Below are 25,654 nucleotides of genomic sequence, written 5' to 3'. Positions count from 1 at the left end.
AGACGCACTCGCGTTCTGCTCAGACTTTGCGCTTTAACCTTTCTTCTTCCCGCCTTGCTAGTTTCTAGTACCTAGTCTCTAGCCCCCAATGCCCAATTCCAGATACCTGAAAAATCGTACACTATAATGTCATACGCTGGGGATCGAAGCTGTATCGCCATTTATTGACGATAATTAGAATCTAAACCAAGCTAGGGAAAGTATTGCGTTAATAAATGGGATGAACTAACTTATGCTTTAAAACTTTGATTTCAGTATACGGATTTTGAGTAGAAAGAGTTAAGTAATGTATATATCAGGTAGTCTTATTACTGCTACAAGTCTAACATTCTTGATTTGGCTACCTATCTTAAATTTGTTTTACCTAGTCTGTTGGAACCGCAAAAGGTATTTTTAGAATGAATGTCTCCGCAAGTTTAACGCCGTTCAACAGTCCAACCCAAGAATCGCTGCCGATGATTCTGGAGACTCTACCAGATCCGGCGATCGCTTCCAAGGGATGTCCTCGGAGAACCCGTCTGCAAATCGACCTGATTTTATTGGCAATTGAAGCTTTAGAACTTGGTGGTTCTGAAGCGATCCTGACTTTTGCCCAAGAGTTGGATCTTAAAGGAATTATTAAAGATAGAGTGAATTTATGGCGAATGCGTAGCTCTAACCCCTTGCGACGAGCGCATATCCGCCGCCCTTTAACCATTATGGAAGCCAAAGCTTTGGTGGTGATTGCTTGCTACATAGCGCGGCGTTTAACTGTTGTCATCCGCCAGTTATTAATGATATATCAACAAATGGATGAAAAGCAGATTCCACTAGAACAGAATTTGCGGCTATCTAATTACTTGGAGCGTTTTAGAGCGCATTTTAAGAGCCGGATGAATGCTCGACGTTCTGGTGTACTAGCATTGACTTCAGATGCAAAATTGGATGAGTTGGCGATAAATTTGTTAGGACAATTACTATTCTGTACCGGTACGGCGGGAATGCAGCGGTTCTGGATTAGTCTTTTTGACGGTGAAGTAGAATGAACATTCAACGTAGATACAGTCTGCCTAATTGTACGCTACTTTTAGAAGGGTTAAGTGATATAAATAGGGCCGCAAACTTTCAAGAACTGCGCCCAGAACTGTCAATATTGGTAAATGCAGAATGCTATTTATCTGGTTATAATCAGCCCTTGGTGGGAGGGCGAGAATTTTTTGAAAGTTTGGTCAGGGCGGTTAGTGCCTATGCCCAAGAATTTTTGAGTAATGTAACAAACCCTCAAGCACATAACCAGGAATCGGAACTAGTAGAGTTTCAGAAAATTGATAGTAATCAACACAGGTTAATAGTGCATTCGGAGAGTTCTCCAGAGAATTTTGAGTCTAACTCTAACTACCCTAAACCACCTATTCAAATAGATTTGACTACGGTACAGCTGTTTGACTTAGTAGAAGCAGTTGATCAGTTTTTTGCTGATACTCAAACATTACCAGAACTGTCACTAGAACTACAACCAGTTACCAGACGCTATGGTGGTGCTAGTTCAGCCTTTATCAAACAGGCAATACCTGCTGCTGTAGGAGTTTCAAGTTTAGCAGTGGCAGCGATCGCTTTTAACTTGATTCCGCCTCCCGAAGTGCGTCCACCAGAGCCGAAGTCAGATGAGCAGACTAGCTCTACAATACCCAGCGTCACTCCTTCAGCATCGCCGTCTGTAACACCTATAGCAGCTGCCGCAATTCCTACACCTGCGGCGATAGCTGCAACTCCTGCATCTACGACAAAGCCCACAGTAACAGATTTAGAAGCACTATTAAATACAGTTGCGGAAATTACTGATGCATCCCAGCTGCGGGCATTAAATCGTCAAGTGTATAACCAAATTCATCCAGCTTGGACTAATCGCTTAGGATTGAAACAGGAATTAATCTATCGTATAGGTGTTGCTGCGGATGGGGCGATCGTTGGTTATAAAGCACTGAATAAAGAGGCGAATCAAGGAGTCGGGCAAACTCCTCTGCCTAACCTCCTGTATAATCCTGCTAACCGCGCCCCCATTTCCAATGAACCGATCGCCCAATTTCGAGTAGTCTTTACTAGACAAGGTGTCCTAGAAGTTAGTCCTTGGCGGGGATACTTCAGGACACCAGAGGTAGTTGGGGAAAAAATTACTGACTCCAAAACAGTCAAGGGTTTAAACCAAAGGCTTTATAAGGCAGTTCGCCAAAGTTGGAGTGGTAAACCCACTTTTACGCGAGATTTAAAATATCGGGTAGCAGTCAATAAAGATGGTGTAATTGCCGACTACGAACCACTCAATCAAGTTGCCTTTGACTATTTCCGAGAAACACCTCTACCTAAGATGTTCCAAGCCATTTACGGCTCCAATGTAGCTGCTCCTAATAACAAAGAACCTCTTGCTCATTTCCAAGTCCTATTCAAGCCTAGTGGTACATTAGAAGTCGTTCCTTGGCAAGGATATCAGTAATTGGGGATTGGGGACTGGGAACTTTTAAGAGGGGAAAAGGCTAAAGGGGAAAGGGATGTTTTTTCCCTTTTCCCAATGCCCAATACTTCGGCTTCTCTATGAGACCAAGGCGTAGATTGCTTAAGCGTAGGGGTACACTCAGTACAAGTGCTCAATGCCCAATTCACCTTGTAATTCTCCTCATATAATTTCCCCACAACTGAGCTGCTTGAGCACTACTACCAGATGTGGGGGAATTATTGTCGTTTCCTAACCAAACACCAGTTACGAGTCGGCGGTTGGGAATAAAGCCAATAAACCACAAGTCAACGTTTTTGTCAGTTGTGCCTGTTTTCCCAGCTTCACCCAGCCCAATCGATGCACTGCGACCAGTACCTCTTGTGACTACCCCGCGCATCAAGCCAGTCATCTCATCGGCTACACCACTTGGCAGCACTCGTTTATTGGCATCCCGACGATCTCGGTCGAAGGAGTAGATCACACGGCAGGTTTTGACATTGTTGCGATCCTTGCAATCACCACTGTCTAGAATTCGACTGATTGCATGGGGAGGATTCCATACACCGCGATTGCCAATAGCACCGAAAGCGCCAGTCATTTCTAAAACATCAACCACGCTTTGACCTAATACTAAGCCAGGAACAGCATCAAGAGGCGACTTTATCCCCAAACGCTGCGCCATCGCTGCCACTCTATCCAGCCCGACTTCTCTGGCTACTCGCAGCGCGATGGGATTTTCTGAAAGTGCAAGTCCGGTGGCAATATCTAAATTAGTGTCAGCACCAGCACGACAGGGTTTGTAAGTAAAGCCTTGCCAACTTAAAGGAGAGCAAGAGTAACTTTTTGATGCTGGAATTCCTTGCTGAACAGCAGCACTGTAAGCAAAAATTTTGAAGGTGGAACCTGGTTGTCTTTTAGCTTGGACTGCACGATTGAACTGACTTTTTCTGTAATCAGTTCCACCTACCATTGCGAGAATGCTGCCACTACTGGAGTCAAGAGTAACTACTGCCCCTTGAGAAAAATTAAAATTTGCCCCAGCGCTGTTGACAGAATTACGTAAAGCTGCTTCTGCCTGAGCTTGAATTGCTGGATCGAGCTGAGTCTCAATGATGTAATTTCCTTCTTTGGCTGCTCCTTCTCCCAAAATTGATTCGAGTTCTTGGAAGACATAACTATAAAAATAAGGAGCGATCGTTTTGGCTTGTTGTTCGCAGACTTTGGGGCTAACTTGGACAGTGGAGCGTCTGGCTCGGTTGGCATCCTCTGGTTTAATTTTGCCCATCTCCAGCAATCGCTTAATCACGCGATTGCGGTATTCAGCTGCTTCTAACTTATTTGGCCCATCCCCGCAAAAATCGAAAGCGTTGGGGGCTGGTAAAATTCCGACTAAAGTCGCTGCTTCGGAGAGAGTTAATTCTTTGGCTGACTTATCAAAGTAATAGCGGGCAGCATCCTCAAAGCCGGAGGTATCAGCCCCTAAAAAAACCCGATTTAAGTAGGTCAGCAAAATTTCATCTTTGCTGTAAAAGGTTTCTAGCTTCAAGGAGACAATTGCCTCCCGCAGTTTGCGGCCAAGGGTATCTTGTCTGCCTACATATTCGCGGAACAAACTGCGGGCAACTTGCTGGGTTACAGTACTCGCTCCTTGCTGCACATCTCCACTGCGGCTATTTACCAATACGGCTCGTAAAATTCCTAAGGGGTCAACCCCAAAGTGCCAGTAGTAACGGCTATCTTCTGAAGCTACCACAGCAGCAGGCAAATAAGGGCCAAAGTCCTGCAATTGCTTCATGTCTACATGGGAGGTAGTCCGAGGCTCTCGCAGAGGAGTAGCTCCATCACGGGCGTAAACTACCACTGGGGCGCGGGTCGCTGTTGGTAGGGGTCTTACTGAAAATTTTAGCCACTCGACGCCAATTACTAACGCTAATAAGGCACTAGCACCGCTTACACCGTAAGTTGTCCATGTTGCCGCTTTGACATACCAGGCTGGTGGATCAACGTATTGCAGACGTACGGAGGCGGCAAGTTCTGGTGGCCCCAGAGTGAGGATATCGCCGTGACGCAGTTCTAAAGAACTGACTCGGCGCTTACCACGATAAATACCATTGGTGGAGTTTTCATCTTTAATGGTGAAAACAGGTGTACGTTGAGTAGAATCCCGCGACAGTGACAGGTGAATTTGGCTGACAACTGGGTTACGGATCACGATATCGCTGGATTTAGAACTACGACCTAGGATATAGCGATCGCCCAACAGCGGATATACCTCCGCTTTATCCGCCCCCGCATCCTGCACCCAGAGTTCCGGTACTTTGGCATTAGGCTTGAGCGCCAATTTGGAAAAATCAACCCTAGCTTGAATAGTATGTACTGCTTGAGTCAGTTGACCAAGTAACGTTTGAGGCTTTCGAGGGGGTTGGGTAGGGGAACTCATCGGCTATTCACATCACACTTTTTAGTGAAAAATCGGGGCAATTACAATCTCAAATGTTAATCTTCCACCATTTTACTCATAAGCCAAAGAATAAATTGGCTGTACGTAATTATCAAAGATTTAATTTTATACCCAAAAATATCTACAAAGTGTAACTACATTGTTAATTTTGTCACTTATCTATAGAGACATTATTGGTTTTACAATTGTCAAGTGCTGATTTTATCTGCTTTTTCTATTTAAAAAAAACAACCAATCCTTTGATTTTTGTAATTTTAAACACTACTAATCAAGAAATGAAGGATTTAATTTTCCCGCTTTAGCACATAAACAAATTCTGAAACAAACGTAAACATCCTCATTTAGGCAGATTTTATAAATCTCATTGTCTGATTTAATAAGTCGAGAGTTCCGTTGAGGTTAATTTTCAGAATGATGGGAAAATCTCTGACCCTGATTGGTACAGCTCTAACTTTGGCACTCTCCACTAGTGTTGCTGTCGCTCAATCTAGTAAATCCCCCATAGCCCAATCCAGTAGTGAGTCCACTAGTTCACCAACGGAAATCAAGATGTCGCCAGAAGGAATGAAAATTCTGTGCGAGAATTTCCCACTCAATTCCCGTTGTCCTGGTGGCACACCAGTCACTCCCAGCACTCCTGGTAGCACTACAGTACCAGAAGAAACTACACCTTCTGGTAGTACTACTCCCGAAAATACAACTCCAGCACCAGAAGGCGTCACCACACCTGAGCCTGGCAACCCCGGTAACTTGACTCCAGTACCAGGAAGCCCAACACCATCTGAACCTGGCAACCCCGGTAACTTAACTCCATTACCAGGAAGCCCAACATCACCTGAACCTGGCAGCCCTAGTAACTTAACTCCAGTACCAGGAAGCCCAACATCACCTGAACCTGGCAGCCCTAGTAACTTAACTCCAGTACCAGGAAGCCCAACATCACCTGAACCTGGCAGCCCTAGTAACTTAACTCCAGTACCAGGAAGCCCAACACCATCTGAACCTGTTAATCCCGGTAGTACTACCGAACCAGGCTCTAGTCCCAGTACAACTCCAGATTCCATGCCAACAGCTCCTACTCCAAGTAATTAAAAGTAAAAGCTAAGGATAATGTGCTGCGAATTTGTGGTCAATGATAGTTGGTGCATCTAACATTAGCCACCACCAGTTAAAATAATTGGTGGCTAATGCAAATATATGGAAACAATAGCTCAAGTCATCTCACATAGAAATGAGCAGTGTTTCACTCGTTAATAGCCTGGGGTTATCAATCCCAGGCTTAGTCGTTTCAAAATCCCTGGTAGATTTTTTAACCACAACCCACTGTCTTTGTTGGTATGTTATGCTCTGCAATAATACATAATACTTAATCTTTTGTTTATAAATAGTCTTTACAGTGCTAGGTTACCGCGATCTGCGATTAGAAGTCGGTGTTTTTTGCACAGAGGCAATTAGTAGGCAAACAATGCCAATACTAATGAATGAATCAGCTACGTTAAATACAGCAAAATTAATCAGGCGAAAATCTAAAAAATCAACGACGTAGCCTAAAACAAACCGATCAATACCATTACCCATAGCACCACCTAAAATCAAGCCATAGCCAAGTTGATCCCAAAGATTTAATACTGGGCCAAACAATGCTAATGCTATCAATACCAAACTCACTCCTAAAGATAGCCAGCGCAACCATTCTACTTTCCCACTTAATAGACTAAAAGCTGCGCCAGTATTGGTGACATAGGTGAAGTGAAATATACCCGGTAAGATTGGTAGTGTCTGTCCCAAGCTGAAAGTTTGCACCACCCAGTATTTTGTCAGTTGATCTAAGAAAAAAGCTATGAAGGAAGCAATCCAAAAAAGGCGGTTTTTTAAATACATCGTGAATTAGTCAAGAGTCAAGGGCAGCGAAGTTCTGATCAAAGGAAGCCTCCACTCAGACTTCTCTCAAGGGTCAACAGTCAAGGGTCAAGAGCCAATCTTTGGACTATGGACTCTGGACAGATGGACTAATGACTAATAAAACATTAAGTGACGCAATATAAATGCTATGACAGTGACGGCGCAGACTACGGCTAGTTGCCCAGGTAGTGCAAACCAAGAGTATCTAAGGATTGCTTGCATTAATGGTAAATTTTCTGTGCCTTTCCACTGAAAAAGATAGCTAATAATCAAATAAGTAATACCGCATAGGTGGAGAGTCAACAAGCCGCAAACGCAACTGAAGGCGAGAGTTTCTAGTCGCGGTCTAGCTTTAAAGGCGAAAAAGCCACAAACCCAAGCTCCAGGAACAAAGCCTAGCAGATAGCCAAACTGAGATAGCTTGACATAACCGATACCGCCGCCATCGGCAAATACAGGTAATAAGGTTAATCCCATGACTAAATAAGCAATTTGCGAGAGCGCACCAGCATTTTTCCCCCCTAAACAACCTACCAGCAACACTGCGCCAATCTGAAAGGTGACACCTAAAGAAAAAGTCTGAATTCCTTGCTTACTCCAACTCCAAGGTAAGGTGATGCCATGAGCTTCTAAGAAAGTGCCACCCATTGTCAGGAGTAAGCCAATCATAGACCATAGTAATTGATTGGAAACGGCAAACATTTATTAGGCAAAAAGGGAAGGGCAAAAGGGAAAACCAACAGAAACCAGTATAGACATTAATATCTAAATAAAATTTGTGCTGACACCTCAAGAAGTAGCATATTTCTTTTCGCCTCTTCGTTTAGTGTGTAACTTGTCAGTTCTGAAAATTTTAGCTCAGACGTTCATAGCCCAATTTTCGTAACTGAAGCGTGGTTTTAATTCCCCACTTGGGACAATAATGTATAAATGAATATTTAATAACTAGTATATATACTGTTAATTTAGCTTAACCTAGATTTCGCTACAAAATGTTTGAGATAGTTTTTTAACATACTAATTGGATTTTGGGCGATCGCGCAAATATTCTCTGTACATAAAAAATTTAATGTTTTTCTAGTAATAATTTCACCGATTAGATTATTTAGCTATTGGCTTCAGATTTATACAAGACAATGCATAGGCAGAATAAAAGTTTATTATTAAACTTAATTAAACCTGCGATATACCATTGTTTGTTATTCATTTACATATTTTTTGATAAGCTGATAGATGAAATTACACCACAGTTTGGGTTTTGTAAACATATATAAATTTCATTCTAAGTGTATATTTTATAACAAATTAATTTTGAAAAAGTAGCAATTTTATCTAACTAAAAAGGGAATAAGTGTTTGATCTTCATCTAAAAAAAATATGTTTTTTTCACTTTGTTAACCTTTTGTTTACCTTGAGCTTTACCATTTGAGGGTATCTTAGAAGCGCTCACCTGGAAATTTACTAAGAACCGATAGCGATGCTTTCACCTGTAAATGTAATAAAAAATCATCGTCTCACAGCTTCAATTTCAGTGTTAGCACTGACAATAGGATTAGCTGCTTGTGGCGGACAGCAAACTTCAGATAATACAACTACTCCTTCTGGAACTGCTACAGATACTACTGCCTCTAGCCCAGCTAAACTAGATCTTGGTGGAAACGTAAAATTAACAGGGGCCGGTGCATCTTTTCCTGCACCAATATACGATACCTGGTTCACAGATTTGAATAAAAAATATCCAAATCTGCAAGTTGACTATGCGTCAGTTGGTAGCGGTGCTGGAGTTCAGCAATTTATCAAGGGTACTGTAGATTTTGGTGCTAGTGATGTTGCTATGACGCCAGAAGAAATTAAGAAAGTACCACAGGATAAAGGTGTTATTTTACTACCTGTGACTGCTGGTAGCATCGTACTGGCTTACAACTTGCCAGATGTGCCAGAGCTAAAATTACCACGGGCAGTTTATACCGACATTTTGCTAGGCAAAATCACAACTTGGAACGACCAGAGAATTGCTGCGGCTAACCCAGGTGCCAAGCTTCCTAATCAGCCGATTGTAGTTGCTTATCGTTCTGATGGTAGTGGAACCACGGGTGTATTCACCAAACACCTGAGCGCTATCAGCCCAGAGTGGAAGAGTAAAGTTGGTGAAGGCAAGACTGTCAACTGGCCTACGGGAGTTGGTGCTAAGGGTAATGAAGGTGTTACCGCCCAAGTACAACAAACTCAAGGTTCTATTGGTTACGTTGAGTACACCTATGCCAAAGAAAACAATCTCAGGTTTGCTGCTTTGGAAAACAAAGCTGGTAACACGGTTGTAGCTAATGAAGAGTCAGCATCTAAAGCCTTAGAATCAGAAACTCTACCGACAAATCTTATTGCTTTTATTGCTGATCCGGCAGGAGCCGATGCATATCCCATCGTTACTTACACTTGGCTGTTGGCTTACAGCAAATATCCCGATGCGGCAAAAGCCAAGGCAATGGAAGCCGCTATCGAATACGGCTTAACTGAAGGTCAGAAGCAAGCTGCTGCATTAGGTTATATTCCTTTGCCCCAAAACGTAATTACAAAAGTTGCTGCTGCGGCTGATCAAATTAGTCCAGAGTATAAAATCAATGTTGGTGGTGGTGCTAGCGCTAGCAAGTAGTGCTTAGCAATAGTTAATACCCAGCAGTCAAAGTATGAAGCATGTCTAGTTAATAACTGCTTGACTGCTAGCTAGACTTGTTACTTGATTGGCATTTTTAACTTGGAACTTGAAATTATTGACATCTCAACTTCAAGAGATGATGAGGCGACAGTTTTACTAATCTGGTTGCCTCCCACATTTTTCTCTGATTTAATTGTGAAAGTCGGTAGTCATGGCTACAAATTCTCAAAATCTGTCATCAGCGATGAAAAATCGCTCTGAGGCTGAAAAATCTCTGGATCGTGGTTTTATTTGGCTGACTAAAATTTTCGCGTTTGCGATCGCTGCTACCTTATTATGGATTGCATTACAGGTTGCAATTGGAGCTTGGCCCGCTATCCAAAAGTTTGGTGCTGAATTTTTAGCTAACAGCACTTGGAACCCAGTTAATGATAATTACGGAGTATTGCCTCAAATTTATGGAACTCTTGTGAGTTCTTTTATTGGTCTGTTGATAGCTGTACCAATTGGGGTTGGCACCGCTATTTTACTGAGTGAGAATTTTCTTCCCTCAAAAGTGCGGCTGGTACTTGTGTTTTCGGTAGAACTGCTCGCAGCTATTCCCAGTGTTGTCTACGGAGTTTGGGGGATTTTCGTTTTAATCCCAATATTAACTGACTTGGGAAAATGGCTTAATAGTTACTTTGGTTGGTTGCCAATTTTTAGCACCCCTCCCACAGGGCCAGGAATGTTGCCCGCAGGAATCATCTTAGCGATTATGACTTTGCCGATCATCACAGCTTTATCGCGCGATGCCTTGATTTCTGTACCTCCGAGTTTGCGTCAGGCAGCAGTAGGACTAGGAGCAACACGCTGGGAAACAATTTTGAAAGTTCTCGTCCCAGCTGCCTTTTCGGGCATAGTTAGTGCTGTGATGCTAGCACTCGGCCGGGCAATGGGCGAAACAATGGCTGTGACAATGTTGATTGGCAACTCCAACAATATCAGCGCCTCTCTTTTAGCACCTGCCAATACGATCTCTTCTCTACTGGCAAATCAATTCTCAGAAGCCAGTGGTTTACAAGTTGCGGCTTTAATGTATGCCGCCTTAGTTCTGTTTTTCTTGACGCTAGTAGTCAATATTCTGGCAGAGTTGGTCGTTCTCCGAGTCAAGCGAGTGTAACGTAGGTTTGGGTTGAATTTATGACGACTTCTAGTTTTCCAGAGCGTAGTCTAACTCGCTCCGCCACGTCTCCTCGGACGCTGTTTAACACAGTAATGACTGTAATAGCATTTACCTGCGGAGTATTGGCACTTATACCTTTGCTAGCAGTGCTTTCTTACGTGATTATTCAAGGCTTTGGTAGTCTGAGTCCTAGCGTGTTTGTTGAACTGCCACCTAAAGCTCTACAAAAGGGCGGAGGTTTTGGTAATGCGATCTTAGGAACACTCTTAATGGTAGGAATTGGGGCGCTGATTAGCATCCCTTTGGGTGTTTTAGGGGCGATTTACATTACGGAATTTAGCTCTGCTCAAGTTGCCAGGGGTATACGTTTTGCAGCCAACGTCCTTAGTGGAGTTCCCTCCATTATTGCTGGGGTATTTGCCTATGGGATTGTAGTTTTAACATTAGTAAGACTGAATTTAGGCTCATATTCAGCTCTAGGTGGAGGATTTGCGCTGGCAATTTTAATGTTGCCAATTATTTTGCGAACTACTGACGAAGCTTTGCAGTTAGTATCGGACGATTTGCGACAAGCATCTGTGGGTTTAGGAGCAACTAACTTTCAAACAGTGAGTCAAGTGGTATTGCCAGCAGCTCTACCAGCAATTGTAACTGGTTCAACGTTGGCGATCGCCAGAGCATCTGGAGAAACTGCACCCTTACTATTTACTGCTCTATTTTCCAACTTCTGGCCCGATAGCTTATTCCGACCCACAGCTTCTCTTGCTGTTTTGGTTTACAGATACGCTATTTCCCCGTTTAAAAATTGGCAGTCACTAGCTTGGGCAGCCTCTTTGATCTTGGTATTGATGGTTCTAATTACAAGTATCATCGCTCGCTGGGCAACTCGCAAAAAAGTTTAATGAAGTGACATTCCCAGGGCGAATTTTCATTGCTAAAACTAATACTAGACTTACTTTATGGCTACTAACATCAGTACAGTGAATGACACTGAGACCGTTTTACGCACAGAAAATCTCAACGTTTACTACGGCAAGTTTTTAGCCTTACAAAATATTTGGCTAGATATTCCGAAAAATCAGGTGACAGCCTTTATTGGCCCCTCTGGTTGTGGCAAAAGTACTTTGATCCGATGCTATAACCGTCTCAACGACCTGATTGATTCATTTCGGGCAGAAGGTAAGATATTTTTTTACAATAAAAACTTGTATGCAACCGAGATTGATCCTGTAGAGGTGCGTCGGCGGATTGGGATGGTGTTTCAAAGACCAAACCCGTTTCCAAAATCAATTTATGACAATATTGCTTTTGGAGCCAAAATCAACGGCTACAAAGGTAATATGGATGAACTGGTAGAACGGAGTCTACGGCAAGCAGCTTTGTGGGATGAAGTAAAAGATAAACTACGCCAAAGTGGCTCGGCTTTATCTGGTGGGCAGCAACAGCGGCTATGTATTGCAAGAGCGATCGCAGTTCAACCAGAAGTTATATTAATGGATGAACCTTGTGCTGCTCTTGACCCCATATCCACCTTGCGCGTAGAAGAATTAATTCACGAACTTAAAGAGCAATACACTATCGTTATCGTCACCCATAACATGCAGCAAGCTGCGCGGGTTTCTGATAAAACTGCCTTTTTCAACGTTCGCTCTACAGATACAGGAGGTCGTATTGGCTTCTTAGTAGAGTACGACTCGACAGAAGTAATTTTCAACAATCCCAAGCAAGAAGATACCAGAGATTACGTCAGCGGCAGATTTGGATAAAGATTCCGTTAACTCTTTTTTTGAGACGCTACCCAAACACAATCTAAAATCGTATGACGCAGGTTTTACAGATTTTTAGATACAAAAAAGCAAAAAGGGCACAACATTAGTTGTGCCCTTAAAAATAGTATGTATAATAATCGCCTGTTGCGGTTTTAGCTAGCCGTGGCTTCGCATTTATTTTTATTGGAACGGCGGTAAAATCTGCGTCCCATCTCATCAATGGCTATATTTAAACCCGCGACATCACCGCTAGCTTTAGCATAATTGTAAACTGCCAAAGCTGCTACATATGCCTCACTACCCGTGGCTATATAAGTATCGTCCACCAATTCTTGCAGTTGCGTTAGAGATAGCAGCACTGGATATAACGCTTCATACAACGCCAAGTCGCGGCGCATCTCTTCTAAATCAAAAGAACGGGGCAAAAAGTCAGGGTTTTGTGTTGCAATTTCCAATGCTTTGCTGACAAATGCCCGACTTTTATCTCCCATCTTCAGCATTGCTCGGCGTTTTTCGGTTGTCAAATCAATCAAAAACGGTAACTTTTCGTGAATGGTGGTGATCGCCTGCATAACTGCTTCTTGATCTGCTGGAGCCAGATTAGCACTGATCTGATTTTTAGCCATTTTTAATACTCCTTTAGGATACTTATTTTCAGTATTCCCAAAGTCAACTGCTACACATCCAATTTACTGATTAGCTTATATCACTGCGATCGCCTCAATCTCTACCAACACATCTTTAGGCAAACGCGACACCTGAACACAAGCACGCGCTGGGGCTGTATCTTCGGGGAAATATTTGGCATAAACCGCGTTTACTGCGGCAAAATCATTCATATCAGCTAAAAATACAGTGGTTTTTACCACCTTTTGGAAATTTGCACCTGCTGCTGTCAGGATAGCTTCCAGATTAGCCATTACCTGCTCAGTTTGCTTTTTGACATCATCAGTGTAAACAACATCACCGAGGCGAGGATCGATTGCAATTTGTCCAGCCACAAATACTAATTGACCAGAAGCCGCGATCGCTTGATTATAAGGGCCCACTGGAGCGGGTGCGTTATCAGTACGAATTACTTTACGAGTCATAGATATCACTTTCTCTAACGATGCTTCCTGCTTACCGATTTCCATCTCAGAGGCGATCGGTTTGTAAACCTCTCCATCAGGCATTATCGCACCAGTCACAGGTATTCCTCTCCCCTCTTCCTTTGCGCCCTTTGCGTCCTTTGCGGTTCGTCCCTCTACCCCAACCTCGGACGTATCCCATAATGCCGATACCGCCAATAATCCCGCAGAATTTTGTCATGGTCAAAACATAAATTCTCAGGCACACGCCAAGACTCAAAAATGCCTACACCCTTAGCATCATCCCCCGCTTGAGGTTCTCCTGTCGCCGTCGCCAAAAACACAATGCTAATTGTATGCTGACGCGGATCACGATTGGGGTCAGAATACACCAGTAATTGTTCAACTAATTCCACCCGCAAACCCGTTTCTTCCTCAGCTTCCCGCCGTGCTGCTACTTCCACCCGTTCCCCATAATCCACAAAACCACCCGGTATAGCCCAACCTAAGGGTAGATTATGTCTTTCAATTAACACTATTGGCCGATGAGGTCGATCTACTAGTTCAATGATGATATCAACTGTCGGTGCAGGATTTCGGTAAGTCATAGTCAGTTAACAGTGAACAGTTAACAGTTAACAATATTCATTAGCTCTGTGACAACTGATAACTGAAATCCTGTTCCGTGATAAATTCGATGCGATTGGCTTTGCCACTGCCCCTTGGGCAATCGCGTAGCGTGTCGTTCAAAGAATCGCTCCCTCCTACTAATTCAGGTTAAATATGCCTTTTCCTAGATCAAGCGGTATTTTGCTGCATCCCACTTCCTTTCCCAGTCGATTTGGCATTGGAGATTTAGGCTTAGAAGCCTACCGCTTCATTGACTTTCTCAAAGATAGCCATCAACAATATTGGCAAGTTTTACCCTTGGGCCCTACTGGATACGGTAATTCTCCGTATATGTGCTACTCGGCAATGGCAGGAAATCCCTTGATGATTAGCCCAGAAAAATTGCTAGAAGAGGGTTTGCTCGCTGAAGAAGACTTTGCTAACTTACCAGCATTTCCAACGGAAAAGGTAGATTTTGAGCAGGTTGTGCCGATTAAGATTGGACTACTCAAAAAAGCCTGTGAAAATTTTAGAAATCATGCTACGCCCATACAGCAAAAAGAATTTGCAGGTTTTTGCGACAGCAAAGCCTATTGGCTAGACAATTATGCCTTATTTATGACACTGAAAGATGCAAATGACGGTGCAAGCTGGCATACATGGGAACAAGAGCTTGTCAAGCGGGAACCGCAAGCATTAGATCAGGTACAACGTCGGCTCAATGGAGAAATCTTCTATTACAAATTCATCCAATTTGAGTTTTTCCGGCAGTGGTCAGAGCTAAAAAGCTACGCCAACATGCGTGGTATAGATATTATCGGCGATATCCCTATCTACGTAGCTCACGATAGTGCCGATGTGTGGGCGCATCCTAACATCTTTTGTTTAGATGAAAAGACTGGAGAAGCCGCGCAAATGGCAGGAGTTCCACCAGATTACTTTAGCAATACAGGTCAGTTGTGGGGCAACCCAGTTTATGACTGGGAGGAATTGCAAAAACAAGACTTTAAGTGGTGGGTGCAGCGCTTTGAGGCAATGCTAGATTATGTAGATATTATCCGCATTGATCATTTCCGTGGCTTTGAAGCTTTTTGGTCTGTGCCACAAGGAGAAGAAACAGCTGTTAATGGAGAATGGGTTGAAGCGCCGGGAGAAGCTTTTTTTGAAGTTATTAAGCAGAAGTTGGGTAAGCTACCCGTCTTAGCCGAAGATTTGGGAGTAATTACCCCAGAGGTAGATGCGTTACGAGACAAATATGAATTTCCCGGTATGAAAGTTTTGCAGTTTGCCTTTGGTTCTGATGCCGATAATCCATTTTTACCGTTCAACTACCCGCGAAATGCTGTAGTTTATACCGGGACTCACGACAATGACACAACAATAGGCTGGTTCAACACAGCTGGTGAATCCGAAAAGCAAAACTTGCTGCTTTATTTAGGTTGTATCAGTCCTGAAGGCGTTCACTGGGATTTAATTCGACTAGCTTTAAGTTCCATAGCTAATCAAGCGATTATTCCTTTGCAAGATGTTTTGGGATTAGGAAACGAAACGCGGATGAATTTTCCTGGCGTTGCTGAGGGTAACTGGGAATGGCGCTATCAAGCGTCAGCTTTCACAGAAGAATTAAGCTCCAAGCTGAAAAGTCTTACTAAACTCAATGGACGCGCCCCGCAAGCACAATAAGGCTGGGGGGGTTGAGGAGGCTGGGGAAGATGAGGTTTAACTGATGCTCAATGCTCAATGCCCCATGCCCCATACCCTATATTTCAAGGTCTAGGCTTAGCAGCAATCTTGATTTCTTCTACTTTCCCTGGCTCTCCCATTTCCTTGGCTTTCTGCTGATTAACGCTCATTAAAACACCACCAGCATTATCAGTTTTCACTGTCAGTTGCTCTCGCGCTCTCCATGTACGGCGAGTTCCCTCTGGGAGAGTACCTTCAAACTCGGTTTTGCCATCAGCTACGACACGAATCCAAGATGATGCTTTTAAGGTGACACCAATCTGTACTGGTTGCACCTCTTGAATCCTACTGAGAGTGTCGCTAACCGGTTGGGCTTCTACTGATTGTTTTGGTTGTGTTAGCTCTGGTTTGACAACGTACTGTTTTTCTGAATCTGGCTCGCTTTGATTATTATTTGCTTGTAGCGCGGCATTATTCAATAACTGAGATAAGCCGTTCACAGTGCATAAAATTAGGAATATGTAAAGAAAGTAAAGATGAATAGGACGTAATTGAGCCAGGGGTGAAGTTTTCCCAATAGTTTGGGAGTTCACTGGTTGAGCACTGATAGGAAAACTGTTAGCAAATTCTGTTCCGTTAAAACCTAATGCGTCAGCGAATTGCCTGATAAAACCCTGAATATAGACTGGTTCTGGCAAATCGTTTAAATTACCTTCTTCAATCGCTTGCAATAAACGTCGGGGAATCTTTGTTAATATGACTACTTCTTCTAGAGATAAACCCTGTTCTTGACGCGATGCCCAAAGTTGAGCACCCATTTCTGCCAACTTTTCAGATCGTTGCTGCTCTAACGATAATACTGCCTGATCATTATTCTTCTTTCTTAGCCATTTCATGCTTTTTTACACTCCTTAACTCAGCTGAATCTTTAATAGGTTGCTTTACCTGCTCTTGTAAAAAGCGAATCTCATCATTTTTTAGGGAGCGATAGTTACCCTCTCTTAAAAAGGGTTCCTTCGGGGTTTGTAATTGAATTGGGCCTATGGCAGTCCGATGCAGCTTGATAACTGGGTATCCCAACTGTTGGGCGATACGGCGAATCTGGCGATTTCTTCCCTCCTGCAAAACAATTTCTAACAAGCTTTGATCAGCGAAACGTTCTATCAGGTGTACCTTGGCTAGTCGTGTTTTTCTTCCCTCTAATACCACACCCTGACGCCACATTTGCAGTACTGCTTTTGGGGGATGTCCTTTTACCAAAACACGATATGTCTTGGAAATACTATGGCGTGGATGGGTTAGCCTAAATGTCAGATCTCCATCATTGGTAAGTATTAAAGCTCCTGTAGAATCTGCATCTAGCCGCCCCACTGGGTGAATACCTAAACCTTCGCGTAATTCTTTTGGTAATAGATCCAGGACTGTCGTCCTTCCCTGCGGGTCGTCGCAAGTCGAAACCACGCCAGCTGGTTTATGCAGCAATAGATAGATTAAAGCCGGACGCTGCTTTTCAAAGACAGGCTGACCATCAACTGCGATCGCATCTTTTTGGGGATCAACTTTTTGACCTAAATGTGCAGATACCCCATTTATTTGTACACGCGACTGCCGAATCATTTCTTCGGCTTCACGACGTGAGGCAATACCCCACTGAGCAAGAATTTTTTGTAACCGTGCCTCCATGTGGAAATTGCTGATTTTTCTGTTAACAATTACATGATATTTGCATTTTGTAACAAGTAGACATAAATGTTACATTTAGGGTTTGTTTAAGTTCTCTCGATTTTTTAGCAAATAGTTATAAATAGAGTAGTTAGATGCCTGATCAAAATTTCCCATCAATCAACGCAAATAAGATCCGGGTAATTACGCAAGTGTTGACAACAGCACTCAAACTTTGGTTGAGAACGCAAGTTAGTCAAGTATCCCAACTGGAAGTAGAGATTAGAGCAAGCGATCGCCAAATTCTTTCTGGACGCATTCCTTTGGTATCCATTTTTGCTACTCATGCAGTTTATCAAGGTCTTTTAATTACGCAAATACAAATAGTGGCAGAAAATATTCGGATAAACATTGGCTCAGTACTTAAAGGACAACCACTACGCCTATTAGAAACAGTATCGGTAGTTGGCGAATTAACCATAGACGAGAAGGATCTTAATGCTTCTATCTCATCTGACCTATTATCTACTGCTTTCAATGACGTACTGGTTAAATTATTACCAGAATATTTTCCAGAATTTCAACCAATTAATTGGCAAAAAATTCTCCTTGACAATCAACAAATTATACTGTGCGGCATCCCAGCCACCAATAGTAAAACAACATCTCTGGAGATTTGCGTGGGTTTACAATTACTCAATGGTCATGAGTTGCAACTAACACACATCCCAATCAAGCACAATCAGGAACCACTCTTAGAGGGTAGTCATGTGTACAATCTGGATCTAGGCTCAGATGTCGATATTCAAGAACTAACGCTGATCCCTGGCAAACTGGTATGTTGTGGGCGAATTAATGTTAACCCTTGATGATTAAAAAATAAAATGCTAGTTCTTTATTTTCAATAATATAGTGGTTCTCAATTGCTTGCGATATCTTCTTGCAAGATGCGGTCAGAATACATCTACACTCTGACTTTTGGCTCCTTTAGATTGGGTATATTTATTCATCTAAAAACGGCTTTATTTATAATCACCGCTCTTTGTGTTTGGATACCATAATTAGCGGTAGCAGCAATAATTTTACTGCTATTCTCCTCTGTCTTAGTTAATTTTCCTAGTTTGTTAGGCAAGTATCAGAAAATACTCTTATAACAAACAATTAAGGCTACCAGTCCATAGCTAAAGCAGCCAGAGGATAGAGAGTTAAGAACCTAGATGTCCTGGAAAGTCCAAAAGGGCTTTCCATTTGCCTTAAGCCTTAACCTAGACCTCCTGCTGTTTGCAGATTAGAGCAGGTTAGGGTGAAGTTTACACTACAGATAAAAGTGTCACATAAGACCTATGACCCACCACCCCATTTGTTCACTTATCTGCTATGAGCGGCAACAGCAGTGTCACGAAATAGTAAACCAAAGGAGCTGTGAAAATATAACTATCGGTACGGTCTAAAATACCGCCGTGACCTGGGATTAACTGACCGGAATCTTTAACTCCAGCATCCCGTTTCAGCATAGACTCGGTAAGGTCGCCTAAAAGACTAGCAATGCCAATCAGCAAACCCAATGCAAAACCAGTGAAAAGGGATCTAGGTAAGTCGAGATAGTAAGCTCCAGCTAGAGCTACGGTAACACTGGAGGTGATACCAAAAATAGCACCTTCCACAGTTTTTTTAGGGCTGATTTCAGACAGACGGGTTTTCCCGAAGAATTTGCCAATAATATAAGCACCGATATCAGCTGCCCAAATACATAAGAAAGTCAGCAGTGTTAATGTCAAACCTTGTGGTAATGAGGCAAAATTTCCTTTTTCCCAAAAATCTGTCCAGGTTGGAGGCCAATAACCACCCAAAAATAGATTGCTGAAAGTAGCACTATCTATTGCTCGCAACCGCACCCAGTAACTTGGTAAATAGCCTACGTAAAATAATCCCATAATAGAAGCAGAAACATCGGCGATCGTGGCAAATTTGGGCTGAAATAATAAGTAAAAACAAATAAGTGTGCCAGCTATTGGCATCACCGCATCGGCTAAACTGCTATCAAGCGTAGAAATCACTAACAAAACTAGGCTGAAAGCCATAGTAGTTTTAGCCGCAGGAGCTATACCTCTGGCCCGCACCAAATTAAAATATTCCTGTTGACCCAAAAAGACGACAACCGCAAACATGAGGGTAAAGTACCAACCTCCCAACAGGGTCAAAGAAAGAGCAAGAGCGATCGCAACAATTCCACTAATAATCCGAGACCAAGGCATAGAAGTATTTGGGATTGGGTATTGGGTATGGGGTATTGGGTATTGGGTATTGGGTACTGGGTATTGGGTATTGGGGATTGAGTATTTGGAAAACTTTTTCCTAGTCCCTAGTCCCTAGTCCCTAGTCCCTAGTCCCCAGTCCCCAGTCCCTAGTCCCCAGTCCCCAGTCCCTAGTCCAGTTTCTCACCACTGAGGATAAAAATGGGATCGACGGCGGTAAAGGTTTGAGAAAAGCCGCGTGTTTCTAATCGATTAACCGCAGACTGAACAACTTCTATATTTCTAGCCCTTAACTGAGAAAATATCTGGGAAATAGCATACAGACTTTCTAAATTAGCAGCTGTGGCGACAACCCGGCCTGATGATGGTAAATAATGCCAAGCGGCTTGTAAAATTTCCTGAATAGGGCGTCCTCCCTCAATACAGACACGATGAGGGGTAAGTTTAAGGTCATGCAAACACTCTGGGGCGCTCCCTTCAATTACTTCGACATTCTTCACCTCGAAGCGATCGCAATTGCGTTTAATCAGATTGGCTACTTCTTCATCCCTTTCTACAGCGATAATCCGTCCGTTTGGACACAGCAGCCCCACTTCTACCGGAATTGTACCCGTCCCTGCACCAATATCCCACAACACTGAATCAGGTTTTAATCGCAGTTGGGCAATTAACAACAGCCGGACTTCTCGCTGGCTCAGGGGAATTCCTGGCAAGTGCTCGAACAATTCATCAGGAATACCAGGGGTAATGTAAGGCCAAAGTTGTGAGGGCATAGAATCACACAATTATACTAAAGATATCGGCTTGCCAATTCAACAAACTATAAGCTACAAAAACATTTAATTCGTAACATTATAAGTAATAATAATGAGTGGGGAAATGTTAGGCGATGTTTGGGAACAAGACGCTGCGCGTCTACGCTACGCAGTTCAGCAACAATTAGGAAAAAAAGCAGGGCGGCGGACACTGTTAGCGCGGGATCAAATCACTGGTGAATTAGTGGTTATCAAGTTACTTTCTTTTAGTAGTGACTTTGAATGGGATGATCTCAAGTTATTTGAGCGTGAAGCTGAAACCTTAAAATCTTTATCACATCCTTTGATCCCTCGCTATTTAGACTATTTTGAGGTAAATTCACCTATCAAAGGATTTGCTTTAGTACAAACTTATATCCCAGCACAAACTTTAGAGCAATACTTACAATCTGGACGGACTTTTACAGAGATTGAAGTCAAACAGATAGCTAAATCCCTATTAGAAATTCTGATTTATCTGCATGGGCTGCATCCACCTGTGATTCACCGTGATATTAAGCCTAGCAATATTTTATTGGGGGAGCGCTCTGGTAATAGTGCTGGTCAAGTTTACCTAGTAGATTTTGGCTCAGTGCAGACAGTTTTCGCCGCAGAAGGTGGAACTAGGACTGTGGTAGGAACCTATGGATATATGCCACCGGAGCAATTTGGCGCACGTACTGTTGCAGCTTCAGACCTTTATAGTTTAGGCGCAACTTTGATTTACTTAGTAACGGGTACTCATCCAGCAGATTTACCCCAAAAGGATTTTCGCATTCAGTTTGAGCAGTTGACTAATTTGAGTCCTAGCTTTACTAATTGGTTAAAGTGGATAACTGAACCCAGTTTAGAACGGCGTTTGAATTCTGCTAGTCAAGCACTTGCAGCTTTAGAAGAACCACAGTTGAGAAGCAGCCCTGCTTTGGTTCTTGGTAAACCAGCTGGTAGTAAAGTTCAACTGACCAAAAATTGGGATTCTCTAGAAATTATCGTTCCACCTGTTGGCTTTCACCCTTCAATTTTGTTTACAGGTTTGTTTGCGATCGCCTGGAATTCATTTATCCTATTTTGGACAATTGGCGCTCTCTCGGCCCCTTTTCCTGTCAATATCCCCTTTGCCTTGTTCTCACTTCCCTTTTGGGGTGCTGGCTTTTTTATGTTGTATACATTTCTCTTTCATTTATTTGGACGCATCCGCTTACGTCTTAATCACGAACAAATTGCCTTAACCTGGGAGTTGTTTACTTTTCAATTTCATCGTCCTCGTCCATCGCCAAGACAAAGCATCACCAAGCTGGTTTACATTCCGCAACACTTTACTAAAGACTCTGAAGGTAACAGAGTTGACGTTCCACCGCAACTGGATGTTTGGTCAGGAATCTATAAGTATCGGCTAGGTGGTACTGATGGCGGTATTAAACATGAAGCAGAACTTGAATGGCTAGCTAACGAATTAAGCGATTGGTTAGATTTACCAATCACACGAGAAAAAGCCTCCTAATGTCTATAGTTAATACAGGAAGCAAACAGGAGAGGCATATGTTTGGACTAGGATGGCCAGAAATAGGTGTAATTGCTATGGTCGCTATTCTAATTTTTGGCCCAAAAAAAATTCCCGAACTGGGAAACGCAATGGGTAAAACCCTACGGAGTTTTAGGGAAGGAATGAAAACTTCTGGTGACGATACTAATTCAGAACAAGAATAATAAGGGTCAATCAATTTTGAATTTTGGATTTACGTTAGCGTAGCGGACGCAGCGCAGCGAGTATTTTGAATTGAATGAGATCACAAGGGTACTTAGCTCTGAGGATTTTGGATTGACTCTAACAAGATTTGTTCCGCCCACAATTTGAGAAGTTGCAAGGAGGAGCCACTACTGCGGGAGGGTTTCCCGACAGCCAAGTATAGCAGTCGAAGTATAGGTTAGGACAATGTTGATTGCTCAAAGCCTTGTAGACGCGTTCGCGGAGCGTTCTCGAAGAGTAGCGGCTTCCCGTAGGGTAGTACTTGGATTTATACGGGCTAAACCATAGCTATCCGCGCTTCAGCACTCTGCTATAAGTGGCGGCGGCGTTGGTTTCCCTGCGAGCAAACTTCTCCCAATGCGAAGGAGCGCCTCGAACAGAAGGGGAGACGCACTCGCGTTCAGGGACGGGGCATGTAGCTTGCTTCTTTGCAGGAGTACCAAAAAAATCTAAAATCTAAAATTGGCACGGTCAAGGGTAAAAACTCTGGATTTTTGACTATTGACTTTAGACTCTTAAACACCACTTACGCGGTTGCCGGGAAACTCTAATCAAGCAGTGGCTCCTGTTGACTACAGCAGAGTATTAACTACAGAAGAAGGTGTAATCCCATTTTGGGAATCTACGATAGTCGTACCAGGATTTTGTTGAAGTATTTCTTCCTTGACTAAACCACGCAGCCTGATTAACTTAATAGCTCGTGTAACGCTTTCTGGCAAAATTACCACCAGACTGTTATCAGGAGCCATGTCTAAGGCTTTATTAATTGCTTGGGTTTCATCCAAAATTGATTCGTAGCGGCAATCAGACTTAACTTGGGTGATACCTTGAGTAATCAATTCAGCTGCCGATCCCCGTGGACGTCCTCTTGTGTCATCGTCTTCTTTGATGATGATGTAATTAAAAATTTGTGCTGCCAGTTTACCCAAGGTAACAAAGTCTTCATCGCGGCGATCGCCTGGGCCACCAACTACGCCAATCCGCACTCCTGTAGTCCAGTTGCGGACAAAAGCACCTACAGCTTCATAACTGGCTGGGTTGTGGGCATAGTCTACTAAAGCGTGGTAGTTGCCTAAATTAAATAAATTCATCCGTCCTGGCGTTTGACTAACTGAAGCACGGAAACTCTTCAAGCCAGCACGAATCTGCTCAATCGTGACATTTTGGACGAACGCTGCCAAACTAGCTGCTAAAGCGTTGGCAATCATAAACGGCGCACGTCCGCCCATTGTTATGGGTATCTGTTCTGCTCTTTCTATGCGGTGTGTCCAATCACCTTTGACAATAGATAAATAGCCATTTTCGTATACCGCTGCTACTCCACCCTTTTGGATGTGCTTATGCACTAATTCCGAATCTGGGTTCATGGTGAAGTAAGCAATATTAGCTTTAGTTTTTTCTGACATGGCGGCGACGCGGCGATCGTCAGCGTTGAGTACCGCATAGCCATCAGGGAACACAGCTTCCGCTACTACACTCTTGAGGTTAGCTAACTGGTCTATGGTATCTATGTCGCCTATTCCTAGATGATCGGCTGCGATGTTTAACACTACACCGACATTGGCAGCTTCAAAACCCAGCCCAGAGCGGAGAATGCCACCACGAGCCGTTTCTAGTACCGCTACTTCTACTGTCGGATCTTGCAGAATGACGTGGGCACTTTGGGGGCCTGTGTTGTCCCCAGCTTCTACTAAGTAATCACCGATGTAAGTTCCATCGGTAGTTGTATATCCTACTACTTTGCCTGTCTGTTTATAAATATGTGCTAAAAGTCGGGTAGTAGTAGTTTTACCATTAGTACCCGTGACGCTGAGAATAGGAATTTGACTGGATTGTTCGTTGGGGAACAGCATATCCATGACTGCTCCGGCGACGTTCCGAGGGATGCCTTGACTTGGGGCGACGTGCATCCGAAATCCGGGAGCGGCATTGACTTCGACAATCACACCATCCATCTCTCTCAAGGGACGGCTAATATCTGAGGTAACAATATCTAGTCCGGCAATATCCAAACCGATAATTTTCACTACCCTTTGAGCCATCCAAAGGTTTTCTGGGTGAATTTCATCGGTACGGTCTACGGCACTACCACCTGTACTTAAGTTGGCCGTTGCCCTGAGATAACAAATTGTGCCCTTGGGTGGCACGCTATTCAGGGTGTAACCTTGCCTTTCTAAAAGTTGGTAGCTGGTGCGGTCTAGTTCAATCTTGGTCAGGACGTTATCGTGTCCTTCACCACGATTTGGATCAAGGTTTGTTTCCTCAATCAGTTCGGCGATCGTGGATCTACCGTTGCCAATTACATGCGCTGGTACGCGTTCGGCTACTGCTACTACTTTGCCATTTACCACCAGTACCCTGTGGTCGCGTCCAACGTAATACCGCTCAACAATAATTGACCGAGAAACCTGTCTAGCAGCTTCGTAGGCAGCTTCGGCTTCTTCCCAACTTCTAATATCGATTGTGATACCACGTCCATGATTGCCATCTAAAGGCTTGATGACAATGGGGTAGCCGCCAACGTATTCAATGGCTTCTTGCAAATCGTCCAAAAAGTTGATCACCGTACCTCTAGGTACTGGTGCGCCGGCTGCTGCTAGGATGCGTTTAGTGGCTTCCTTGTCGCAAGCTAGTTCTACGCCCAGAATGCCAGTGTTGTCTGTCATTGTGGCTTGCATCCGCTTCTGATTGACGCCGTAGCCTAGCTGAATTAAAAAGCGTGCCTCAAGAGGCATCCAAGGAATACCTCTTTTTTCTGCTTCCTTGACGATCGCTTCAGTGGAAGGGCCTAAAGATGCATCACGGCTAAAGTCTTTCAGGTCTTGGATGTCTTGCTCTAGTTCTGCTTTGGGATAACGGCCTCGATCAACGATACTTTGACACAGCCGTACTGCGGCTCGTCCTGCGTAGCGTCCCGCTTCCTCATTCAGGTACTCGATCACTACTTGGAATATTCCGGGTGTGGCAGTTTCACGTGTGCGACCAAAGCCTACGTGCATCCCGGCTAATTCTTGTAGCTCTAGGGCTACATGTTCCACAATGTGACCCATCATCGTGCCTTCTTTCACCCGCATCAGAAAACCACCCCGACAGCCAGGCGAACAATAGTGACCCTCCAGACTTGGCAGCGCCTCTACTAATCCTTCATAAAAGCCAGGGATTTCATTCGAGGGCGTCTCGGTAAGGGTTTCTAAATCGAGGCGCATGACGATCAGCTTGTGGCGTCGAATGCTCCAGTAGTTTGGGCCGCGTAGGGTCTGGATCTTGAGGATTCTCATGGGAATAGGTAGATGGAGATTCGGAACCAAAATTCTAGTTTCTTACTGGAATTGACCGCTAAACTGTTTATGATGAACAGTTTTTTCTTTTTACATGGTATTCTTGTAATTTTTCTACGGCAGTAAATAAATCAGC

At 43.5% G+C, this 25,654-nt stretch carries 21 protein-coding genes and 1 pseudogene; 10 read left to right on the top strand and 12 right to left on the bottom strand.

The window, feature by feature from the left end; all coding sequences use genetic code 11:
- The first annotated feature begins 398 nt into the window (after positions 1-398).
- Both FNW02_RS03405 and FNW02_RS03400 read left to right on the top strand, forming a co-directional pair.
- The gene (locus FNW02_RS03405; protein ID WP_162394323.1) at positions 399-1,025 is read left to right on the top strand and encodes a DUF3038 domain-containing protein; all 627 of its coding nucleotides are present in this window, start codon (positions 399-401) and stop codon (positions 1,023-1,025) included.
- The gene (locus tag FNW02_RS03400) at positions 1,022-2,470 is read left to right on the top strand and encodes a DUF4335 domain-containing protein (protein ID WP_191756182.1); all 1,449 of its coding nucleotides are present in this window, start codon (positions 1,022-1,024) and stop codon (positions 2,468-2,470) included. The genes FNW02_RS03405 and FNW02_RS03400 overlap by 4 nt, the downstream gene beginning before the upstream one ends.
- A 163-nt stretch (positions 2,471-2,633) precedes the next feature.
- Here the strand turns inward: FNW02_RS03400 and FNW02_RS03395 are convergent, their stop codons facing one another.
- The 4 genes from FNW02_RS03395 to FNW02_RS03380 all read right to left on the bottom strand — a co-directional run bounded on the left by FNW02_RS03395 (position 2,634) and on the right by FNW02_RS03380 (position 7,535).
- Entirely contained in the window at positions 2,634-4,910 is a 2,277-nt protein-coding gene (locus FNW02_RS03395; protein ID WP_191756181.1) for a transglycosylase domain-containing protein, read from the bottom strand.
- Positions 4,911-5,413: 503 nt separating this feature from the next.
- On the bottom strand, positions 5,414-5,995 hold the full coding sequence (locus FNW02_RS39855; protein ID WP_191756180.1) for a hypothetical protein: 582 nt from the start codon (positions 5,993-5,995) through the stop codon (positions 5,414-5,416).
- Between the two features lie 340 nt (positions 5,996-6,335).
- Positions 6,336-6,812, bottom strand: coding sequence for a signal peptidase II (lspA, locus tag FNW02_RS03385; RefSeq protein ID WP_191756179.1), 477 nt, complete (start codon positions 6,810-6,812; stop codon positions 6,336-6,338).
- A 135-nt stretch (positions 6,813-6,947) separates the two neighbouring features.
- On the bottom strand, positions 6,948-7,535 hold the full coding sequence (locus tag FNW02_RS03380) for a biotin transporter BioY (protein WP_191756178.1): 588 nt from the start codon (positions 7,533-7,535) through the stop codon (positions 6,948-6,950).
- 775 nt (positions 7,536-8,310) lie between these two features.
- Between FNW02_RS03380 and pstS the strand changes: the two genes are divergently transcribed.
- From pstS to pstB, 4 genes are all read left to right on the top strand, one after another.
- On the top strand, positions 8,311-9,483 hold the full coding sequence (gene pstS / locus FNW02_RS03375; RefSeq protein ID WP_191756177.1) for a phosphate ABC transporter substrate-binding protein PstS: 1,173 nt from the start codon (positions 8,311-8,313) through the stop codon (positions 9,481-9,483).
- 214 nt (positions 9,484-9,697) lie between these two features.
- Entirely contained in the window at positions 9,698-10,648 is a 951-nt protein-coding gene (gene pstC / locus FNW02_RS03370; protein ID WP_191756176.1) for a phosphate ABC transporter permease subunit PstC, read from the top strand.
- Between the two features lie 20 nt (positions 10,649-10,668).
- Positions 10,669-11,553 carry a phosphate ABC transporter permease PstA gene (gene pstA / locus FNW02_RS03365; protein ID WP_191756175.1) on the top strand — a complete coding sequence of 295 codons (885 nt, stop codon included), beginning with the start codon at positions 10,669-10,671 and terminating at the stop codon, positions 11,551-11,553.
- Between the two features lie 57 nt (positions 11,554-11,610).
- A complete protein-coding gene (gene pstB, locus FNW02_RS03360) occupies positions 11,611-12,417 on the top strand; it encodes a phosphate ABC transporter ATP-binding protein PstB (RefSeq protein ID WP_191756174.1) in 807 nt (268 codons plus the stop codon).
- Positions 12,418-12,572: 155 nt separating this feature from the next.
- Here the strand turns inward: pstB and FNW02_RS03355 are convergent, their stop codons facing one another.
- The 3 genes and pseudogenes from FNW02_RS03355 to FNW02_RS03345 form a co-directional block, all read right to left on the bottom strand.
- Positions 12,573-13,046 carry a hypothetical protein gene (locus FNW02_RS03355; RefSeq protein ID WP_191756173.1) on the bottom strand — a complete coding sequence of 158 codons (474 nt, stop codon included), beginning with the start codon at positions 13,044-13,046 and terminating at the stop codon, positions 12,573-12,575.
- Between the two features lie 75 nt (positions 13,047-13,121).
- Positions 13,122-13,610 (bottom strand): annotated as a pseudogene (locus FNW02_RS03350) (Rid family detoxifying hydrolase); the annotation flags it as partial.
- Between the two features lie 56 nt (positions 13,611-13,666).
- Entirely contained in the window at positions 13,667-14,098 is a 432-nt protein-coding gene (locus FNW02_RS03345; RefSeq protein ID WP_191756172.1) for an NUDIX domain-containing protein, read from the bottom strand.
- A gap of 175 nt (positions 14,099-14,273) precedes the next feature.
- Between FNW02_RS03345 and malQ the strand changes: the two genes are divergently transcribed.
- Positions 14,274-15,782: a 4-alpha-glucanotransferase gene (malQ, locus tag FNW02_RS03340; protein ID WP_191756171.1), complete on the top strand. Its 1,509-nt coding sequence runs from the start codon at positions 14,274-14,276 to the stop codon at positions 15,780-15,782.
- A gap of 83 nt (positions 15,783-15,865) precedes the next feature.
- Here the strand turns inward: malQ and FNW02_RS03335 are convergent, their stop codons facing one another.
- Both FNW02_RS03335 and FNW02_RS03330 read right to left on the bottom strand, forming a co-directional pair.
- A complete protein-coding gene (locus FNW02_RS03335) occupies positions 15,866-16,678 on the bottom strand; it encodes a helix-turn-helix domain-containing protein (protein ID WP_191756170.1) in 813 nt (270 codons plus the stop codon).
- Positions 16,653-17,465, bottom strand: a complete 813-nt coding sequence (locus FNW02_RS03330) for a pseudouridine synthase (RefSeq protein ID WP_191756169.1) — start codon at positions 17,463-17,465, stop codon at positions 16,653-16,655. Before FNW02_RS03330 ends, FNW02_RS03335 begins: the two co-directional genes overlap by 26 nt.
- A gap of 134 nt (positions 17,466-17,599) precedes the next feature.
- Between FNW02_RS03330 and FNW02_RS03325 the strand changes: the two genes are divergently transcribed.
- Complete coding sequence (locus tag FNW02_RS03325; protein ID WP_191756168.1) at positions 17,600-18,313, top strand: LmeA family phospholipid-binding protein; 714 nt, start codon at positions 17,600-17,602, stop codon at positions 18,311-18,313.
- A 495-nt stretch (positions 18,314-18,808) separates the two neighbouring features.
- On the opposite strand, the gene FNW02_RS03320 is transcribed toward FNW02_RS03325, so the two are convergent.
- On the bottom strand, positions 18,809-19,699 hold the full coding sequence (locus FNW02_RS03320) for a phosphatidate cytidylyltransferase (RefSeq protein ID WP_191756167.1): 891 nt from the start codon (positions 19,697-19,699) through the stop codon (positions 18,809-18,811).
- Between the two features lie 170 nt (positions 19,700-19,869).
- Positions 19,870-20,472, bottom strand: coding sequence for a precorrin-6Y C5,15-methyltransferase subunit CbiT (gene cbiT, locus FNW02_RS03315; RefSeq protein ID WP_162394306.1), 603 nt, complete (start codon positions 20,470-20,472; stop codon positions 19,870-19,872).
- A gap of 94 nt (positions 20,473-20,566) precedes the next feature.
- Between cbiT and FNW02_RS03310 the strand changes: the two genes are divergently transcribed.
- Positions 20,567-21,994, top strand: a complete 1,428-nt coding sequence (locus FNW02_RS03310; RefSeq protein ID WP_191756166.1) for a serine/threonine protein kinase — start codon at positions 20,567-20,569, stop codon at positions 21,992-21,994.
- A 38-nt stretch (positions 21,995-22,032) separates the two neighbouring features.
- On the top strand, positions 22,033-22,200 hold the full coding sequence (gene tatA / locus FNW02_RS03305; RefSeq protein WP_191756277.1) for a twin-arginine translocase TatA/TatE family subunit: 168 nt from the start codon (positions 22,033-22,035) through the stop codon (positions 22,198-22,200).
- Between the two features lie 612 nt (positions 22,201-22,812).
- On the opposite strand, the gene cphA is transcribed toward tatA, so the two are convergent.
- Positions 22,813-25,518: a cyanophycin synthetase gene (gene cphA / locus FNW02_RS03300; protein ID WP_191756165.1), complete on the bottom strand. Its 2,706-nt coding sequence runs from the start codon at positions 25,516-25,518 to the stop codon at positions 22,813-22,815.
- Positions 25,519-25,654 lie beyond the last annotated feature (136 nt).

Origin of the sequence: Komarekiella delphini-convector SJRDD-AB1 (assembly GCF_014831675.1) — a bacterium.
In the GTDB taxonomy this organism is placed as follows: Bacteria; Cyanobacteriota; Cyanobacteriia; order Cyanobacteriales; family Nostocaceae; genus Komarekiella.
Note: the sequence above shows the minus strand (reverse complement) of the source record. Positions and strands in the feature narration are given on the sequence as shown.

Coding starts and splice junctions, on each gene's coding strand:
- FNW02_RS03405 (WP_162394323.1), top strand. CDS start 399: ATGAATGTCTCCGCAAGTTTAACGCCGTTCAACAGTCCAACCCAAGAA.
- FNW02_RS03400 (WP_191756182.1), top strand. CDS start 1,022: ATGAACATTCAACGTAGATACAGTCTGCCTAATTGTACGCTACTTTTA.
- FNW02_RS03395 (WP_191756181.1), bottom strand. CDS start 4,910: ATGAGTTCCCCTACCCAACCCCCTCGAAAGCCTCAAACGTTACTTGGT.
- FNW02_RS39855 (WP_191756180.1), bottom strand. CDS start 5,995: ATGGAATCTGGAGTTGTACTGGGACTAGAGCCTGGTTCGGTAGTACTA.
- lspA (WP_191756179.1), bottom strand. CDS start 6,812: ATGTATTTAAAAAACCGCCTTTTTTGGATTGCTTCCTTCATAGCTTTT.
- FNW02_RS03380 (WP_191756178.1), bottom strand. CDS start 7,535: ATGTTTGCCGTTTCCAATCAATTACTATGGTCTATGATTGGCTTACTC.
- pstS (WP_191756177.1), top strand. CDS start 8,311: ATGCTTTCACCTGTAAATGTAATAAAAAATCATCGTCTCACAGCTTCA.
- pstC (WP_191756176.1), top strand. CDS start 9,698: ATGGCTACAAATTCTCAAAATCTGTCATCAGCGATGAAAAATCGCTCT.
- pstA (WP_191756175.1), top strand. CDS start 10,669: ATGACGACTTCTAGTTTTCCAGAGCGTAGTCTAACTCGCTCCGCCACG.
- pstB (WP_191756174.1), top strand. CDS start 11,611: ATGGCTACTAACATCAGTACAGTGAATGACACTGAGACCGTTTTACGC.
- FNW02_RS03355 (WP_191756173.1), bottom strand. CDS start 13,046: ATGGCTAAAAATCAGATCAGTGCTAATCTGGCTCCAGCAGATCAAGAA.
- FNW02_RS03345 (WP_191756172.1), bottom strand. CDS start 14,098: ATGACTTACCGAAATCCTGCACCGACAGTTGATATCATCATTGAACTA.
- malQ (WP_191756171.1), top strand. CDS start 14,274: ATGCCTTTTCCTAGATCAAGCGGTATTTTGCTGCATCCCACTTCCTTT.
- FNW02_RS03335 (WP_191756170.1), bottom strand. CDS start 16,678: ATGAAATGGCTAAGAAAGAAGAATAATGATCAGGCAGTATTATCGTTA.
- FNW02_RS03330 (WP_191756169.1), bottom strand. CDS start 17,465: ATGGAGGCACGGTTACAAAAAATTCTTGCTCAGTGGGGTATTGCCTCA.
- FNW02_RS03325 (WP_191756168.1), top strand. CDS start 17,600: ATGCCTGATCAAAATTTCCCATCAATCAACGCAAATAAGATCCGGGTA.
- FNW02_RS03320 (WP_191756167.1), bottom strand. CDS start 19,699: ATGCCTTGGTCTCGGATTATTAGTGGAATTGTTGCGATCGCTCTTGCT.
- cbiT (WP_162394306.1), bottom strand. CDS start 20,472: ATGCCCTCACAACTTTGGCCTTACATTACCCCTGGTATTCCTGATGAA.
- FNW02_RS03310 (WP_191756166.1), top strand. CDS start 20,567: ATGAGTGGGGAAATGTTAGGCGATGTTTGGGAACAAGACGCTGCGCGT.
- tatA (WP_191756277.1), top strand. CDS start 22,033: ATGTTTGGACTAGGATGGCCAGAAATAGGTGTAATTGCTATGGTCGCT.
- cphA (WP_191756165.1), bottom strand. CDS start 25,518: ATGAGAATCCTCAAGATCCAGACCCTACGCGGCCCAAACTACTGGAGC.